The 17623-nt window shown below is 63.7% G+C and carries 15 protein-coding genes; 7 read left to right on the top strand and 8 right to left on the bottom strand.

Annotated features, from left to right (window positions below; translation table 11 throughout):
* Positions 1–174: 174 nt before the first annotated feature.
* Complete coding sequence (locus tag AB4Z43_RS02545; protein ID WP_202359756.1) at positions 175–1617, top strand: MFS transporter; 1443 nt, start codon at positions 175–177, stop codon at positions 1615–1617.
* A gap of 18 nt (positions 1618–1635) precedes the next feature.
* On the opposite strand, the gene AB4Z43_RS02550 is transcribed toward AB4Z43_RS02545, so the two are convergent.
* The gene (locus tag AB4Z43_RS02550) at positions 1636–2340 is read right to left on the bottom strand and encodes a nitroreductase (RefSeq protein WP_069093446.1); all 705 of its coding nucleotides are present in this window, start codon (positions 2338–2340) and stop codon (positions 1636–1638) included.
* A 225-nt stretch (positions 2341–2565) separates the two neighbouring features.
* Here AB4Z43_RS02550 and AB4Z43_RS02555 point away from each other — a divergent pair, with 225 nt between their 5' ends.
* The 5 genes from AB4Z43_RS02555 to AB4Z43_RS02575 all read left to right on the top strand — a co-directional run bounded on the left by AB4Z43_RS02555 (position 2566) and on the right by AB4Z43_RS02575 (position 10194).
* A complete protein-coding gene (locus AB4Z43_RS02555; protein ID WP_019858736.1) occupies positions 2566–3108 on the top strand; it encodes a helix-turn-helix domain-containing protein in 543 nt (180 codons plus the stop codon).
* 97 nt (positions 3109–3205) lie between these two features.
* The gene (locus AB4Z43_RS02560; RefSeq protein ID WP_441935760.1) at positions 3206–5659 is read left to right on the top strand and encodes a GcvT family protein; all 2454 of its coding nucleotides are present in this window, start codon (positions 3206–3208) and stop codon (positions 5657–5659) included.
* A complete protein-coding gene (locus AB4Z43_RS02565; RefSeq protein WP_441935762.1) occupies positions 5656–6561 on the top strand; it encodes a homocysteine S-methyltransferase family protein in 906 nt (301 codons plus the stop codon). The genes AB4Z43_RS02560 and AB4Z43_RS02565 overlap by 4 nt, the downstream gene beginning before the upstream one ends.
* Positions 6554–7735: a pyridoxal phosphate-dependent aminotransferase gene (locus AB4Z43_RS02570; protein ID WP_441935764.1), complete on the top strand. Its 1182-nt coding sequence runs from the start codon at positions 6554–6556 to the stop codon at positions 7733–7735. The genes AB4Z43_RS02565 and AB4Z43_RS02570 overlap by 8 nt, the downstream gene beginning before the upstream one ends.
* A complete protein-coding gene (locus tag AB4Z43_RS02575) occupies positions 7732–10194 on the top strand; it encodes a GcvT family protein (protein WP_019858740.1) in 2463 nt (820 codons plus the stop codon). The genes AB4Z43_RS02570 and AB4Z43_RS02575 overlap by 4 nt, the downstream gene beginning before the upstream one ends.
* Before the next feature lie 159 nt (positions 10195–10353).
* Here the strand turns inward: AB4Z43_RS02575 and AB4Z43_RS02580 are convergent, their stop codons facing one another.
* From AB4Z43_RS02580 to AB4Z43_RS02610, 7 genes are read right to left on the bottom strand one after another with little or no spacing between them, the layout of a single operon-like run.
* Complete coding sequence (locus tag AB4Z43_RS02580) at positions 10354–10941, bottom strand: NAD(P)H-dependent oxidoreductase (protein WP_019858741.1); 588 nt, start codon at positions 10939–10941, stop codon at positions 10354–10356.
* A complete protein-coding gene (locus AB4Z43_RS02585) occupies positions 10941–11522 on the bottom strand; it encodes an NAD(P)H-dependent oxidoreductase (protein ID WP_064983998.1) in 582 nt (193 codons plus the stop codon). The genes AB4Z43_RS02580 and AB4Z43_RS02585 overlap by 1 nt, the downstream gene beginning before the upstream one ends.
* Before the next feature lie 48 nt (positions 11523–11570).
* Complete coding sequence (locus AB4Z43_RS02590) at positions 11571–12974, bottom strand: FAD-binding oxidoreductase (protein ID WP_441936154.1); 1404 nt, start codon at positions 12972–12974, stop codon at positions 11571–11573.
* Positions 12974–14275 (bottom strand): cytosine deaminase, encoded by a 1302-nt coding sequence (locus AB4Z43_RS02595; RefSeq protein ID WP_441935767.1) that lies wholly within the window; start codon positions 14273–14275, stop codon positions 12974–12976. The genes AB4Z43_RS02590 and AB4Z43_RS02595 overlap by 1 nt, the downstream gene beginning before the upstream one ends.
* Before the next feature lie 4 nt (positions 14276–14279).
* Positions 14280–15128, bottom strand: coding sequence for an ABC transporter permease (locus tag AB4Z43_RS02600; protein WP_038647435.1), 849 nt, complete (start codon positions 15126–15128; stop codon positions 14280–14282).
* A complete protein-coding gene (locus AB4Z43_RS02605) occupies positions 15115–15939 on the bottom strand; it encodes an ABC transporter ATP-binding protein (RefSeq protein WP_441935769.1) in 825 nt (274 codons plus the stop codon). The genes AB4Z43_RS02600 and AB4Z43_RS02605 overlap by 14 nt, the downstream gene beginning before the upstream one ends.
* Before the next feature lie 12 nt (positions 15940–15951).
* Positions 15952–16956, bottom strand: coding sequence for an ABC transporter substrate-binding protein (locus tag AB4Z43_RS02610; RefSeq protein ID WP_064983992.1), 1005 nt, complete (start codon positions 16954–16956; stop codon positions 15952–15954).
* 265 nt (positions 16957–17221) lie between these two features.
* Here AB4Z43_RS02610 and AB4Z43_RS02615 point away from each other — a divergent pair, with 265 nt between their 5' ends.
* A complete protein-coding gene (locus AB4Z43_RS02615; protein ID WP_019858748.1) occupies positions 17222–17605 on the top strand; it encodes a RidA family protein in 384 nt (127 codons plus the stop codon).
* The last annotated feature ends 18 nt before the right edge of the window (positions 17606–17623 follow it).

The following is a 17623-nucleotide window of genomic DNA, read 5'->3' on the forward strand; positions in this document are numbered from 1 at the left end:
GCGGTGGCGGCATATGGCCGCTTCGCCCCTGCTTCTGGCCTCAATGCCCGCCGGTTCTGCCGCTAGAGAATCGCGCCGCGGGCGGCCATGGTGGAACAACATGGCCGCCAGATCGGCCCAAGGGATAGAAATCCCGTCTCAGGCTCGGCACATTCGTTTGGTTCGAACATCCCCATGACCGCAGAACTATCCGCCGGCGCCACGGATCGCGCCGATGTGTCGGCCAGAGCCTTGCTCCTGCTGCCGCTAACGGTCGCCTGCGGCGTGTTCATGACCAGCCTCGACCAGAATGTCGTGGTGACGGCGCTGCCCGGCATCGGCGAAAGCCTCGCCCGCCCGCCGAGCCAGCTCGGCCTGCTGATCACCGTCTATGTCGCCAGCCTGATCATCTCGATGCCGCTCGGCGGCTGGGCCGCCGACCGCTTCGGCCTGCGCAACGTCTACTGCTTTGCCTTGCTGGTGTTCGCCACCTCGTCGGCGCTCTGCGGCCTGTCTGATAACATCTGGACACTGGTCGGCGCCCGCGCGCTGCAGGGATTTGGCGGGGCACTGATGGGCACGCTCGGCCAGGTCGTCATCCTGTCGAGCTTCCCGCGCAACCGGACGCTGAAAATCAACATGTATATCTCGGTGGCAAGCCAGACCGGGCCGCTCGTCGGGCCGCTCGTCGGCGGCGCTCTGACCACCTACATTTCCTGGCGCTGGATTTTCTTCATCAACGTGCCGTTCGCGCTGGCGGCGGCAGTCCTTGCCGCCTCGCTGTTCCCGACCATGACCAAGCCCGTTCGCACGCGGTTCGATTTTCCAGGCTTCCTGCTGGTCGGCAGCGGCATGATCCTGCTGGTGTTCGGCATGGATTCGCTTGCCGCCAAAGACGCCGGCGGCGGGATGATTGCCGGCGAACTGGCGCTGGCGGTCATCATCCTGTCGATTGCCTCGCTCTACTGCCTGCGCGTACCCAATCCCCTGCTCGATCTCAAGCTCCTGCGCATCCGCACCTTCCGCATCTCGTTCCTCACCGGCGGCGGGCTGGACACGATCGGGCTGAGTTCCGTCGCCTTCCTGCTGCCGCTGCTGTTCCAGCTCGGCTTCGGCATGAGCGCGGTGCAGGCGGGATCGCTGACCTTCGTTGCCGCGCTCGGCTCGGTGATCATGCGTTTCTTCATGCCGCGCGTCCTCAACCGGTTCGGCTTCCGCCGCGTCCTGGTCTTCAACACGCCTGTCGTTGCCGCCATGGTCGCCGGCTTCGCCTTGATGCAGGCGACCACGCCGGTGTGGATCGTGCTTGGCTATATCTTTGCTTTCGGCGTCTTTCGGTCTGTTCAATGGGCCTCGACCGGCAACCTCGCCTATTCCGACATCGCCCCAGACCAGCTCGCTCGCTTCAGCGCGCTCTACTACATCCTCTGGCAGCTGGCGGTGGCGGTCAGCGTCGGCCTGGCGGCGGCCATGCTGTCGTTCCTGGCCGGCGGCGGGCCTGCCGTGACCAATGATTTCCGGATCCTGTTCGCGATCGAGGGCCTCATCACGCTCTGCGCGCTGCTTGCCTACCTCAAGCTGACGCCCCAGGACGGCGCCCATGTCAGCGGCCATGGCATGCAGATGAATACCGAATAGCTGAAGTCAGCAGCCGCTCTATTCGCTGAACGTCACCCACTCTTCCAGCGGCACGCGGTCGGTGCGGAAGGCGTTTTCCGGCTTGGAGGTGTCCTCATAGCCGAGCGCCATGCCGCAGACGACGATCTCCTCGTCGGGAATGTTGAGCACCGGCCGGATCTGCCGGTGGTAGGGCGCGAAGGCCGCCTGCGGACATGTGTGCAGGCCCCTGCCCCGCGCCGCGACCATGATGTTCTGCAGGAACATGCCGTAGTCGATCCACGAGCCCTGGTTGAGGCGGCGATCGATGGTGAAGATCATGCCGACGGGCGCGTCGAAGAAGACGAAGTTGCGGTCGTGCTGGGCACGCATCTTGTCGACCTCGCGGCGGCCGATGCCGAGCGCGCCGTAGAGGCCGAAACCGTTGGCGCGCCGCCGCGTCAGATAAGGTTCGAAGAACTGGGTGGGATAGTAGCGATACTCGTCCCAGTCGGCCTTTTCGGCGCGGATACCGGAATTCAGAATGGCATCCGATATCTGCTGCTTGGTCTCACCCTTGGTGACGTAGACCCGCCATGGCTGCATGTTGGTACCGGACGGCGCGCGTGCCGCAACCGCCAGAATGTCGCGAACGGTGTTGTCGTCGATCATGTCGGGCAAAAACGCGCGCACCGAACGGCGCGACACGATCGCCTCGTCGACGATCTCGGCCTCATCCGCGATTCGAGCCTTCTTTTCCAACATGGGCCGTCCCTTAGCCATTGCGTCGATCGGACGTCCCCACTCGCCGCTCGCGGCGGAGCCTTTGCATGAACCGTGAAAATCCTGCAAGCAAATCTTGAGCATTGGTGAAAATCTACTTGATTTTTTCATGAGCTTGATTTCTCATGAAATTCGGATTGAAATTTTCATGAAGTGAGCGTTTTGGCGTCTCCTACCGCACGAACATTGCAGGGACCTGACGAACGCGTGCTGGCCAGCGATATCCGCGCGCTGCGCCGGGCACGCGGGCTGACGCTCGCCGAAATCGCGCTGAAACTCGGCCGTTCGGTCGGCTGGGTCAGCCAGGTCGAACGCGGCCTGTCGACGCCGTCGCTCAGCGATCTCAGGGCGTTCGCCGAACTGTTCGGTGTGCCGATCAGCCTGTTCTTCAGCCATGACGTGCCGGTCGAAAGCGAGCGCGGCGTGGTGGTGCGCGCCGGCAGGCGCCGCACCCTTGGCACCAGCGAGACCGGCCTGGTGGAAGAACTCCTGTCGCCCGATCTCGGTGGTAGCTTCGAGATGGTGCGCTCGATCTTCGCGCCGGGCGCGCAGATGAAGACCGAGCAGCTGCGGCCGACCGAGGAAGCCGGCTATCTCGCCTCGGGTATTTTCGAGATCGAGATAGCTGGCGTCTGGCACCGGCTCGGCGAAGGCGATTCCTTCCGCTTCGAAGGCAAGCCCTATCGCTGGCGCAATCCAGGCACCGAGCCGGCGGTTGTCATCTGGGTGGTTTCGCCACCGGTTTATTGAAATGCATGTCGCCCAAAAGTGTGCAGCGGTTTTGGGATAACGACATRCATCAAAACAAGAAATAGAAGCGCGACGCGCTTCGGTCTGGGAGAAGAACATGGCGGGTTTGCCGAGCACGGCGCGCGTGGTGATCATCGGAGGTGGCGTCGTCGGCACCTCCTCGCTGTATCATCTCGCCAAGGCAGGCTGGACCGATTGCGTGCTCCTGGAGAAGAACGAGCTGACATCGGGCTCGACCTGGCATGCCGCCGGCAATGTGCCGACCTTCTCCTCGTCCTGGTCGCTGATGAACATGCAGCGCTATTCCACCGAGCTTTACCGCGGCCTCGCCGACGCGGTCGACTATCCCATGAATTACCACGTCACCGGCTCGCTGCGCCTTGCCCATACAAAAGAGCGCATGCAGGAATTCCAGCGCGCCAAGGGCATGGGCCGCTATCAGGGCATGGACATCGACGTGGTCGGCGTCGACGAGATCAAGCGCCGTTATCCCTTCATCGAGACGCATGATTTGAAGGGCGCGCTCTATGACCCGAGCGACGGCGACATCGACCCGGCGCAATTGACCCAGGCGCTGGCCAAGGGCGCGCGTGACCTGGGTGCGAAAATCATCCGCTTCTGCCCCGTCACCGGCGTGCGCTGCGAGAAGGACGAATGGGTGGTCACCACGCCGCAAGGCGAGATCCGCTGCGAAATCGTCGTCAATGCCGCCGGTTACCGTGCCGCCGAGGTCGGCCGGATGTTCGGCCGCGAGGTGCCGATGATGGTGATGAGCCACCAATACATCCTCTTCGAGGAAATCCCCGAACTCGCCGCATGGTCGAAGGAACAAGGCAAGAAACTGCCGCTGCTGCGCGATGTCGATACGTCCTATTACCTTCGTCAGGAAAAGGCCGGCATGAATCTCGGCCCCTATGAGCGCAACTGCCGCGCGCATTGGGCCACCCCTGGCGATCCGATGCCGGAGGATTTTTCCTTCCAGCTCTTCCCCGACGATCTCGACCGGCTGGAACATTATTTGGCAGACGCCGTCGCCCGCGTGCCGATCCTGGGCACGGCCGGCCTTTCCAAGGTCATCAACGGCCCCATCCCCTATGCGCCGGACGGCAACCCGCTGATCGGCCCGATGCCCGGCGTGCCCAACGCCTTCGAGGCCTGCGTCTTCACCTTCGGCATTGCGCAAGGCGGCGGCGCCGGCAAAGTGCTGGCTGAATGGGTCACGCAGGGCCAGACGGAATGGGACATGTGGTCCTGCGATCCGCGCCGCTTTACGTCCTTTGCCTCGGCGCCAGACTATTGCGTCGCCAAGGGCATGGAAATCTACGGCAATGAATACGCCATCCAGTTCCCGCGCCATGCCTGGCCGGAAGGTCGCGACCGTAAACTGTCACCGATCCACGACCGCACAAAGGCGCTCGGCGGCCGCTTCGACGCCTATAATGGCTGGGAACGCGCCACCTGGTATGCGCAACCCGGCGACGACATCTCGGAGGAAGCAACACTGACCTTCCGCCGCGACGGACCCTGGCAGCATCGCGTGCGCGAAGAATGCCTGGCCGTGCGTGACGCCGCCGGCATACTCGACCTGCCGGGTTTCTCGCGCTTCAACCTCGAAGGCCCCGGCGCCGCCGAATGGCTAAGCCTGCAGGTCACCGGACTGGTGCCGAAGCCCGGCCGCATCGGCCTGGTCTATTTCGCCGACGACAAGGGCCGCATCGTCACCGAAATGTCGGTCGTGCGCCACGGCGAGGACCAGATGACGCTGATCACCGCGGCGGTCGCGCAATGGCATGATTTCGAATGGCTGAAGTCTCGCATGCCCGGGGATGCGGCCTTCACGCTAACCGACCGCACCGAGGACTATTCCACTCAGATCCTGGCCGGCCCAAATTCGCGAAGAATCCTCGCCGATGTCTGCGACGCCGACCTCGCCCTACCGTGGCTGACGCATCAGGAAACCAGGATAGCCGGCCGCTGGGCCAAGCTGGTGCGCGTCTCCTTTGCCGGCGAACTCGGCTGGGAAATCCACACCAAGATCGGTGACACCGCCGCCATCTTCGACGCCATCTGGGCGGCCGGGCAGAAGCATGGACTGAAGCCGTTCGGCATGTACGCGCTGGATTCGCTCAGGCTGGAGAAGGGCTACCGCGCCTGGAAGGGCGATCTGTCGACCGACTATTCTATCCTGCAGGGCGGGCTCGAGCGCTTCGTCAAATGGGAGAAGCCCGATTTCCGCGGCAAGGCAGCACTGCAGAACGAGAAGCAGCAAGGCGTGAAGAAGCGCTTCGTCACGCTGGTCGTCGAAAACCCCGGTGATTGCGACGCGCCCTACATGTCGACGCTGTGGCATGGCGGCCAGATCGTCGGCGAGACCACGTCAGGCGGCTGGGGCCATCGCATCGACAAGTCGATCGCGCTCGGCATGCTGCGCGTGGATTTGACCGAGCCAGGCACCTCCGTCGAGGTCGAAATCTTCGGCGACCGTTTCCAGGCGGTCGTGCAGAAGGACGAGCCGCTCTGGGATCCCAGGAACGAGAGGCTGCGCGCATGAAGAATGTCATCCTCACCGATGGTGGCATGGGCCAGGAACTGGTCCGGCGCAGCAAATCCGAGCCGACGCCGTTGTGGTCGGCCAGGGTCCTGATCGACGAACCCGATCTGGTGCGCGACCTGCATGCCGAATTCATCCGCGCCGGCGCCCGCGTGATCACCATCAATACCTATTCGGCGACACCTGAGCGCCTGGCGCGCGAGGGTGCCGAGGACCTGTTCAAGCCGTTGCAGAAGCGCGGCATCGAATTGGCCCGGCAAGCGTGTGACGCAGCCGGCGACGCAGCGATCGCCGGCTGCCTGTCGCCGCTTTTCGGCAGCTACGCCCCTGCGCTGACCATCTCTTACCAGGAGACGCTCGACATCTACCGCCGCATCGTTGCCGAGCAGGCGGATGGCGTCGATCTGTTCCTCTGCGAAACCATGGCCTCTGCCGATGAGGCGCGCGCGGCCGTCACCGCGGCATCGGAAAGCGGCAAACCGGTCTGGGTGTCGTGGACGCTCGCCGATCACGGCACGCCGCGGCTGCGCAGCGGTGAAACAATAGCCGCCGCGGCAAGCGCGCTCGATGGCCTGCCGATAGCGGCGCGGCTGCTCAACTGCTGCCGGCCGGAAGCAATCGCCGCCGCCTTGCCTGAACTGATCGACCTCGGCGGCCCGGTCGGCGCCTATGCCAATGGCTTCACCTCCACGGAAGCGCTCAAGCACGGCGGTACCGTCGATGTGCTGCACGCCCGCCACGACCTCGGCCCGGACGCCTATGCCGAGCAAGCGATCGGCTGGGTGGAGGCAGGTGCTGAGATCGTCGGCGGCTGCTGCGAAGTCGGACCGCCGCACATTGCCGCGCTGCGCGATCGGCTGCAGCAGGACGGTTACGAAATTTCGGGGGTTTTGCATGCCTAGACCATCGTCTCGCATCTCCGGCATCGTGCCTTCGGGCAAGGATGGCTGGGAGGTTCATTTCGCCGCCTGGACCCGCAAGGAAGCCGGCGAGGACATCATCATGCTGTCGGTCGGCGATCACGACTTCGACACGCCCTCGCAAACGATCGAGGCCTGCGTAACCGCGGTTCGCGGCAGCAATCACCATTACACGCCGCTTCCCGGCCTGCCGCGCCTGCGCCAGGCAATGGCGGCCGCCTCCAGCGCCTGCACCGGCGTCGAGACGACGCCCGATCAAGTCATCGCCACGCCGGGTGGCCAGGCGGCCCTTTATGCGGCCGTGCAGGCCGTTCTCGACCAGGGCGATCATGCCATCGTCGTGGCGCCGTACTATGCCACCTATCCCAACACATTCAGCGCCGCCGGCGCGAGTTTCACCGTCGTCGAGACGCCGGCCGAGGACGGTTTTCAGCCCCGCGCGGACATGATCCGCGCGGCACTCAAGCCCAACACGCGCGCCATCCTGATCAACACGCCGAACAACCCGACAGGTGCGGTCTATTCGCGCGAGCGGCTGGAACAGCTGGCCGAAATCTGCCGCGAGCATGATCTCTGGCTGCTGTCGGACGAGGTCTACTGGACGCTGGGCGGCGGCGAGCATGCCTCGCCACGCTCGCTACCCGGCATGGCCGAGCGCACGCTGGTCATCAATTCCATGTCCAAGAGCCATGGCATGACCGGCTGGCGCATGGGCTGGCTGACCGGTCCGCAGGATATGATTACGCTGCTCATCAACCTCAATCTGGTGACGACATACGGCCTGCCGGCCTTCATCTCGATCGCCTGCGCCGAGGCACTCGAGAACCGTTACGGCGTCAAGGAGATCGCCGAGCGCTACGCGGCGCGCCGCACCGTCCTGCTGGATGCCGTGCGCGGCATGAACAATGTCAGCGTGCGCGGTTCCGAAGGCGGCATGTATGTCATGCTCGACATATCCGATGTCGAACCGGATGACGAAAAATTCGCCTGGGCCCTCCTCGACCAGGAGAAGGTCGGCGTGATGCCCGGCTCCAGCTTCGGCGAAGCCGCCGCCGGCCACATCCGCATCAGCCTCTGCCAGCCCGAGCCCGTACTGCAGGAGGCGGCCGCTCGGCTGCGCCGTTTTGCTTCCAGCTATCGCCGCGAGGCCGCATGACCAAGAGCATCCCCACCAAGGCCATTCCTACCAAAGCGAGGGCGGTGATCATCGGCGGTGGCGTTTCCGGCTGTTCGGTCGCCTATCACCTGGCCAAGCTCGGCTGGACCGACATCGTGCTTCTGGAGCGCAAGCAGCTGACCTCGGGCACGACCTGGCATGCCGCCGGCCTGATCGGCCAGTTGCGCGGCTCGCAGAACATGACGCGGCTGGCGAAATATTCGGCCGACCTCTACGTCAAGCTGGAAGCCGAGACCGAGGTCGGCACCGGCATGCGCCAGGTCGGCTCGATCACGGTCGCGCTGACCGAGGAGCGCAAGCACGAGATCTACCGGCAGGCATCGCTGGCGCGTGCCTTCGATGTCGACGTGCGCGAGATTTCGCCGAATGAAGTCAAAGAGATGTATCCACATCTCAACGTCTCCGACGTCGTCGGCGCCGTGCATCTGCCGCTCGACGGCCAGTGCGACCCCGCCAACATCGCCATGGCTCTAGCCAAGGGCGCGCGCCAGCGGGGTGCTGCCATCGTCGAGAATGTGAAGGTCACCAAAGTCCATACCAGGAACGGCCGCGTCACCGGCGTGTCCTGGGCGCAGGGCAACGAAAAGGGCATGATCGAGGCCGACATTGTCGTCAACTGCGCCGGCATGTGGGCCCGCGAACTCGGCGCCCAGAACGGCGTCACCATTCCGCTGCACGCCTGCGAGCATTTCTACCTCGTCACCGAGCCTATCCCCGGCCTCTCCCGCTTGCCGGTGCTGCGCGTTCCCGACGAATGCGCCTACTACAAGGAAGACGCCGGCAAAATGATGCTCGGCGCCTTCGAGCCGGTGGCCAAGCCATGGGGCATGGACGGCATCCGCGAGGATTTCTGCTTCGACCAATTGCCGGAGGATATGGACCATTTCGAACCGATCCTCGAAATGGGCGTCAACCGCATGCCGATGCTGGCCACCGCCGGCATCCACACCTTCTTCAACGGCCCCGAGAGTTTTACCCCGGACGACCGCTACTATCTCGGCGAGGCGCCGGAACTGTCCGGCTACTGGATGGCGACCGGCTACAATTCGATCGGCATCGTCTCCTCCGGCGGCGCCGGCATGGCACTGGCGCAGTGGATCAACGATGGCGAAGCGCCGTTCGACCTCTGGGAAGTCGACATCCGCCGTGCCCAGCCATTCCAGAAGAACCGCCGCTACCTCAAGCAGCGCGTCTCCGAAACGCTCGGCCTGCTCTATGCAGACCATTTCCCCTATCGGCAGATGGCGACGTCGCGCGGTGTGCGCCGCTCACCCCTGCATGAGCACCTGAAGGCGCGCGGCGCCGTGTTCGGCGAGGTCGCCGGCTGGGAGCGCGCCAACTGGTTCGCCCGCGACGGCCAGGAGCGCGAATACCGCTATTCCTGGAAGCGGCAGAACTGGTTCGACAACCAGCGCGAGGAACATCTGGCGGTCCGCAACAAGGTCGGCCTGTTCGACATGACTTCGTTCGGCAAGATCCGCGTCGAGGGCCGCGATGCCTGTGCCTTCCTGCAAAGGCTGTGCGCCAACGACATGGACGTGGCACCGGGCAAGATCGTCTATACCCAGATGCTCAACCAGCGCGGCGGCATCGAGAGCGATCTCACCGTCTCGCGCCTGTCGGACACCGCCTACTTCCTCGTCGTCCCAGGCGCCACGCTGCAGCGCGATCTGGCCTGGCTGCGCCGGCATGTCGGCGAGGAGTTCGTCGTCATCACCGATGTCACGGCGGCGGAAAGCGTGCTCTGCCTGATGGGTCCGGATGCGCGAAAGCTGATCCAGAAAGTCAGCCCCAACGACTTCTCCAACGAGAACAACCCGTTCGGCACGTTCCAGGAGATCGAGATCGGCATGGGCCTCGCCCGCGCCCACCGCGTCACCTATGTCGGCGAACTCGGCTGGGAGCTCTATGTCTCGACCGATCAGGCTGCCCATGTCTTCGAAGCGATCGACGAGGCCGGCACCGATGTCGGTCTGAAACTCTGCGGCCTGCACACTCTGGATTCCTGCCGCATCGAAAAGGCTTTTCGGCATTTCGGCCACGACATCACTGACGAGGACAATGTGTTGGAAGCCGGCCTCGGCTTCGCTGTGAAGACCGCCAAGGGCGACTTCATCGGCCGCGATGCCGTGATGAAGAAGAAGGAAGCCGGATTGAACCGCCGGCTGATCCAATTCTGGCTGAAAGACCCACAACCCCTGCTCTTCCACAATGAAGCCATCCTGCGCGACGGCAAGATCGTCGGCCCGATCACCTCGGGCAATTACGGCCATCACCTCGGCGGCGCCATTGGGCTCGGCTATGTGCCGTGCCAGGGCGAGAGCGAGGCCGATGTGCTGGCCTCATCCTACGAGATCGAGATCGCCGGCGAGCGTTTTGCGGCGGAAGCCTCGCTGAAGCCGATGTATGACCCGAAGGCGGAACGGACGAAGATGTAGCGCCCTCTTCCTTCTCCCCGTTTCACGGGGAGAAGGTGGCCCGATAGGGTCGGATGAGGGCCGCGCCAGCGCCCCAGAATAAGGCAAACGTCCGCGCCGCCCCTCATCTGCCTGCCGGCATCTTCTCCCCGTTAAACGGGAAGAAGGACGCCTAATTCCTCAAAACCTTTCCAGCTTCATCCGCACCTTCGCCAGAAACGCTGCCCGCGTCTTTGGCGTCGAGGCGTCCATCAGATAATGCGCCAGGAAGAACGTCCTGCAGCGTCTCGCGCACAGCGCCCGCATGCCGCGCAACAAGGTCTTGCGTCCGGGCTGGCCGACGACGACGCTCCACCAGGTCGGCGCGCCGCAGGTGGTGATGACGCCGACCTTGGTGACATGCGTCATCAGCGATTTGATCCGCCCTTTGCCCACCGGCAGTTTGAAGGCGACGTCCGTCGCCCACACCCGGTCGAGCCAGCCCTTCAGCATTGCCGGCAGCCCGTACCACCACGTCGGATAGACGAACAGGATTGCTTCGGCCCAACCGAGCAGTTCGAAATGCGGTTTCAGCGCGGGATCCTGCGGCGCCTGATTGTTGTAAGAGCGCCGCTCGTCGCAGCCCATCACCGGGTCGAATTTCTCGGCATAGAGGTCGAGCAGCCGCACCTCCCAACCCTTGGCCTTGAGCACATCCAGAGCGGTGTCGCGGATCGCGGCGCAAAAGCTTTCCGGCACCGGATGGCAATAGACCACGAGGACCCGCATCAGAATGCATCCATGCTCGCCGCAACCTTCGTCATGAAGGATTTTCGCGTTTGGTCAGTCGACAGGTTCATCGCGTAGTGCGCGAGGTAGGTCACCGGCGCGCCGGGCTTTACGGTGGCGCGCAGCATGCGCTTGATCAGCCTGCGTGGCGGATCGCCCATCACAATGGCACGGAACCGGCTGCCGCCATAGGTGGTGACGGCCGCGACCTTACGGATGTTGTGCAGGGACGGCTGCACCTTGCCGTCGACCAGCCTGAACGACACGCCGGGCAGGAAGACGCGGTCGAAAAAACCCTTGAGGATCGCCGGAAAGCCGTAGTTCCAGACCGGATAGGAAAGCACCAGCGCCTCGGCACGCAGCAGTCGCTCGACATAAGGCGCCGCCGGGTCCGCGGCGCCCCGCTGGTTGTGATAATCCAGCCTCTCCTGGCGCATCAGCCGCGGGTCGAAATCCTCGGCGTAGAGGTCGCAATCATCGACATCATGGCCCGCCGCCGTCAGCCGCTCGACGATCAACCGGTGCAGGCCGGCATTGAAGCTGGTCTCGACCGGGTGAGCGTAGAGGACAAGGATGTTCACGGGAGGACATCCCGCAGGTCAGCGCCAAGCCACGCGTTCGTCATTGCATCACCCCGCCCTCTGCAGCCCCTTGAACAAGAAAGTGCGGCCCGAGCGATAATCATAGTCCGGATTTTCCCAGGCGATCATCTTGCCGGGATTGAGCAGACCTTGCGGGTCGGTCTCGCGCTTGAAGGCGAGTTGCACGGCATCCGTCTGCTTCATGCCACCCTCCTCCAGCGTGTAGCGATGCGGGTTGAAGATCGGGCAGCCATTTTTCTCATGCAGGCGAACGATCTCGTCGAGCCGCGCCTCGGTGGTGAATTTTACCAGCGGCAGGCCGAAACAGGTGATATTGCCGTCCAGCCGCACGAACTCGAGATGCGAAAACACTTCGCCGGGAAACATCGCGTCCATTTTCTCGACCAGCGCCAGCTGATTGGGAAACGGATAGAGCGACTGCAGATAGGTGATGTCGGGATCGACGCGCAGTCCCCTCAGCGTGGTGTGGTTCCAGGCCAGCTCATAGGCCGGCGGCAGACCCTTTTTCTCTTCGGGCGTCGCGGTCGCGGCGTTGAAGACCACCTCGCCGCCAGCGCGCCGGGTGAAGGCGAGGAACGCATCCAGCCCATGCTGCGCCACCATGACGACGCAAATGCTCTGGCCCTGCCTGAAAAACTTCTGGTGGCGCTTGAAATAAAGCTGCGGCACGGGCGCCGCGATCGGTGTGATCAGCTTGGTCAGGATGCCGTCCTGGCAGGCCAGCGCATTGCCGTAGCGCGCCGCGTCCATGAAGGCATCGAAGCCGACAATGACATCGATCCACTCATAGGCCGCCGTCAGCGGCATCTCGACTTCCGTGATGATGCCGTTGGTGCCGTAAGCGTGGGTCACCTTGTGCAGATCCTCGCCGGTGAGTTCGAGCGCCTTCGGCTCGGCCTCCATCGTCACCACGCGCAGGCGCAGCACATTGCCGAAATCGCGCAACCCGCCGAAATTGATCGAGCCGACGCCGCCAGAGCCGCCGCCGATGAAGCCGCCGATCGAGGCGGTGTTGTAGGTCGAGGGCGAGAGCCTGAGCTCCTGCCCGGAATGCGCGCGTGTAGCCTTGTCGATATCGGCCAGAATAGCACCAGGCCCCGTCACCACGCGCCCCGGCGCGATCGACTTGATCTCGTTCATCTCGGCAAGATTGAGCACCACGCCGCCCGACAATGGCATCGCCTGGCCGTAATTGCCGGTGCCGCTGCCGCGCGGCGTCACCGGCACGCCATGCCGGTGACAGGCGGCGAGCACGCGGATCAGCTCGGCCTCGGTCTTCGGCGTCACGATCAGGTCGCCGGTGACATGGTCGAGCTGCTGTTTCAGCACCGGGCTGTACCAGTAGAAATCGCGGCTCTTCTGCTGGACGATGGCCGGATTGTCGTCGAGTTTCAGCCCGTCGAGATCGCGTTTGAGCGCCGAAACGTCCATCATTCCACCATCAGTTCATCGAGTTCGGCATAGTCGGGCAATTGCCGCTCGATCGCGCGGCCGCCGCGCACGACGATGCGATCCGATTCGGGCCGCGACAGCAATTCCGTCCAGCTTCGACCTTTGAACAGGATGAAATCGGCATCGCCGCCGGCCGCAAGCGTGCCAAAACCATCGAGCCGCATCACCTTGGCCGGCGTGGCAGTGACCGCTTGCGGCCAGTCGGCGACCGGATGATCGAAATGCAGGATGCGCGTGGCCATGCGGTAGACCTCCAGCATGTCGAGATCGCCATAGGCGTAGAAGGGATCACGCGTGTTGTCGGAAGCGACGGCGACAGGAATGCCCCTCGCCTTCATCTCGTGCAGCAGCGTCACGCCACGCCAACGCGGCGTGGTCTGGTCCCCGCGCCGATCCTGCAGATAGAGATTGCACATCGGCAGCGACACCACCGCCAGTCCGGCCTTTGCCACCTTGTCCAGCGTGTCCAGCACCTCGAGGTCGGGCTGCCGCGCCAGCGAGCAGCAATGGCCGACGAGGATCTTGCCCTCGAAACCGTTCCATAGTGCCGCCTCGGCGATCTTCTTCAGCGAGATCGCCGCAATGTCGTCGGTCTCATCGGCATGGAAATCGAGATCGAGTCCATGCTTGATCGCTTGCGCGAAGACATGATCGAGCAGTTCTTCCAGGTCCGGCACCATATAGGTGACGACGCCCAGCACGCCCTTGGCCGCGGCCACCCGTTTCGCCAGCCTGTCGAACCACTTCTTGTCGCGCACGCCCTCGATGCCGAGCAGACAGGCGCCCTGCAACTCGATGCGGCCGCGCCATGTCTCGCGCACCGCCTCGAACACCGGCCAGGAGATTTCCTCCTGCGGCGCGACGCTGTCGAGATGGGTGCGCAGCGCTTTGGTGCCATGCGCGTAAGCCGAGCGCAGCGAGAAATCCATGCGCTTGGCCAAATCCTCGGCACTCCAGCGCGCGGCGCGGTCGGCGCCCGCGGCATTGAGCGCACCCATGAAAGTGCCATCGGGATTGGGCTTTCGCGGCCAGATATGGCCCTTGTCGATATGGGTGTGGCAGTCGACGAAGCACGGCAGCACGATACGACCGGCAAGATCGATAGCCTCCGTCGGTGCCTTCGATTTGCCATGCGCCGCAATGCTGGAGATCTTGCCGTCGGCAATAGCAATGTCGACCAGCGTGAAACCGTCATTGTCGTAAGTCGCGGCAAGACCCGACGTCAGTGACCGGTGAACCCGGGCATTGGCAAGCCGGTATGAAGCTGAGTCCGGAATCAAGGCACTACCGCTCCTGCTTCAGCGCGCTTTCGTGCCAGCGCCTGAGAATAAGATGCGAAATCAGTGACAGCACGAGGAAGATGAGAATGCCGGTCAGCGAGATCAGGAACAGCGCCGCGAACAGTCTTGGCGCGTTCAGCCGGTAGCCGGCCTCGATGATGCGCGAGGCGAGCCCTGACGACTGGCCGGTGGCCCCGGCGACGAACTCGGCCACCACGGCGCCGATCAGCGACAGGCCGCCGGCGATCTTCAACCCGCCGAGGAAATACGGCATCGCCGCCGGCAGCCTGAGATAGCGCAGCTGCTGCCAGCGCGTCGCGCCATTGAGCTTGAACAGGTCGCGCAGATTGCGATCGACAGAATTCAGGCCGAGCGTGGTGTTGGACAGGATAGGAAAGAAGGCGACGATCCAGGCGCAGAGCAGAAGCTTGGTCGTCTGGTTGTTCACATAGATGTTGATCAGCGGAAAGATCGCCACGATCGGCGTCACTTGCAGCACGATGGCGAACGGGAAGAACGACATCTCCACCCATTTCGATTGCGCGAACAGCACCGACAGGCCGACGCCGCCGATGACCGCCAAGGCCAGGCTGAGAAAGGTGATGCGCAAGGTGACCAGCAGCGAGGAGAACAGCAGGCCGGCATCGTTGTAGAGCGTCTGCAGCACCACGCCGGGGCGCGGCAGGATATATTGCGGGATCTCGTTCCACACGCAGATGCGGTCCCACAGCCAGATCGCCAGGATCATTATCGCCAGCGGCAGCAGCCAGCGGCCGACCCGCTCGAGCCGCTCCTGGCGCACACGGCGCGCTTCCTCGGGGTCGAGTTTCAACGTGCCGTCAATGACCGTCATGATGCGGGCCCGCTGTTGAATTGATGGCATTGACCAGCACGTCGGAGGCCTGACGGCAAAGGGCTGCATAGTCCGGCGAGGTGCGAAACGCCTCGTCGCGCGGATAGGCCGCCTCGATGGCGAGTTCGTCGAACACCCGGCCCGGCCGCGCCGCCATGACGACGACCCGGTTGGACAAAAACACGCTTTCGAAAACGCTGTGGGTGACGAAGACGACGGTGAAGCGTTCGTCCTGCCACAGCTCCAGAAGGTCGTTGTTGAGCTTGAAACGGGTGATCTCGTCGAGTGCCGCGAACGGTTCGTCCATCAGCAGCACGCGCGGCTTGGTCACCATGGCGCGCGCGATCGAGACGCGCATCTTCATGCCGCCCGACAGTTCGCGCGGCACGGCGTCTTCGAAGCCGGTCAGGTGAACCCGCGCCAGCATTTGCGTGATCGCCGGGGCGGCCTTGGGGCGGGAAATGCCTTTCAGCCTGAGCGGCAGCCAGACATTGTCGAAGACGCTGGCCCAGGGCAGCAGCGTCGGCTCCTGGAAGACGAAGCCGATATTGGCGCGGTCGAGCGAGCCGCCGCCGCGCCAGTCAAGCATGCCGGAGGTCGGCGTCGACAGGCCGGCGATCAGCCGTAGCGCCGTCGACTTGCCGCAACCGGACGGCCCGAGCAGGCTGAGGAAATCGCCTTCCCGGATCGTCAGGTCGACATTGCTCAGCGCCGTCACGCCGTTGGAAAACACCTTGCCGACGCCGCGCAGCGCCAGCAAGGTCGGAGCGACGTCCGATGCCAGCGCTCGCGCCACCTTTTCCCCTATCATGCTCAGGCTGGCCTATTTCTTCAGGTCGAGCCCGACGCCCTTGTTGACGAAGGCCAGCGTGTAGGCCTTCGTAATGTCGATGCCCTCCGGCGTAACCTTGGCTTTGACCATCTTGTCATAGAAACTCTTGATGCGCGCGTCGGTCATGGCGCCGATGCCGAGTTTCTCGGTATCACCGGAATCGGCAAGACCGAACTTCTTCATCTGCTCGATCGAGAAAGCGATCTGCTCGTCGCTCATGTCAGGATTGTCTTTCTTGATCATGTCGTTGGCGGCCTTGTTGTCGCCGTAGAGGTACTTGTACCAGCCCTTGGCCGAGCCATCGACGAAGCACTGGACCACCTCCGGCTTCTTGTCGATCGTGTCCTGCATCACCTCGATCGTCGTCGAGTAGGTGTCCCAGCCATAGTCGGCGAGCAGGAACTGGTTCGGAACGAAGCCGCCTTCCTTCTTGACCGCGAACGGCTCCGAGGTGACGTAGCCCTGCTGGATCGACTTCTTGTTGGCGAGGAAGGGAGCGGTGTTGTAGGTGTAGGGCGCGCGCTTGGCGGCGTCGAAGCCGAGTGCGGTGACCATCCACTGGAAGAAGGTCTGCACGCCTTCGTCACCCAGTATGTACTGGTCGGCGTTCTTCAGGTCCTCCCATTTGTCCAGCCCCTCGCCGGGATGGGACATGATGACCTGTGGGTCCTTCTGGAAATCGGCCGCCACCACGCGCATCGGAATGCCTTGCTGGACGGCGTCGAAAGCCGACAGCAAGTTGCCGCCCATGTAGAAATCGATCTTGCCGGCAAGCAGCATCGGCCGGCCGCTGACCTGCGGTCCGCCCTGCATGATGGTGACATCGAGGCCGCAGGCGGCATAGGTGCCGTCCGCCACGGCCTGATAGTAACCGCCATGTTCCGGCTCGGCCAACCAGTTGGTGCCGAAGGTGACTTTTTCATTCGCCGCGGCCCCCAGCGTGCCGGCCGCCAGCAGGGCCGCCGCCGCTACCGAGATCTTCCGTTTTGCATACATCGACAACCACCCTCTGTTTGCTCCGGCGCCACGCGCCAGGCTCGACACCAAAGATTCAAGAAGCAAGACACATGCCACCGGCGGCTCGCGCCGGAACCCGCCCGCCTGCACCACAGCCATCTGCGAAAACCGGAAAGGTCGTGCTGCACCGAAGGCATCGTGCCTATTTTTTGAACGCCTGTCCACAATCGCACCAGCGACATCCCAAGCCATCTTGAAGCTGTAGTGAATACGGCCTTAGGCTGACGGCATCCAGGAGATTGCCATGTTCAGATTCCTCACCCCGAAGTCGATCAAGCCACCCTTTGCCCGCTACAGCCACGGCGTCGAAGTGCCGGCGGGCAAGCGGCTGGTGCTGTGCTCGGGCCAGGTGGCGATCACGGCGGACGACCAGATTCCCGAGGACGCCGGCGCCCAGGCCGAACTCTGCTTCCGCAACATCGAGGCTATCCTCGGCGAGGCCGGGCTGGGGCTCGGGGACATCGTGCGCATCAACGCCTATGTCACCGACCGCGCCCATTTGCGCCCCTATATGGATGTCCGTGACCGGCTGTTTTCGAGCCCGGCGCCGGCCTCGACGCTGATGATCGTTTCCGGCTTTGCCCGTCCGCAATTCAAGGTCGAGGTCGAGGTCATCGCTGCCGGGTGATCGACAGCAGGCCTGTGC

Origin of the sequence: Mesorhizobium sp. 2RAF45 (assembly GCF_052115225.1) — a bacterium.
Lineage (GTDB): Bacteria > Pseudomonadota > Alphaproteobacteria > Rhizobiales > Rhizobiaceae > Mesorhizobium > Mesorhizobium jarvisii.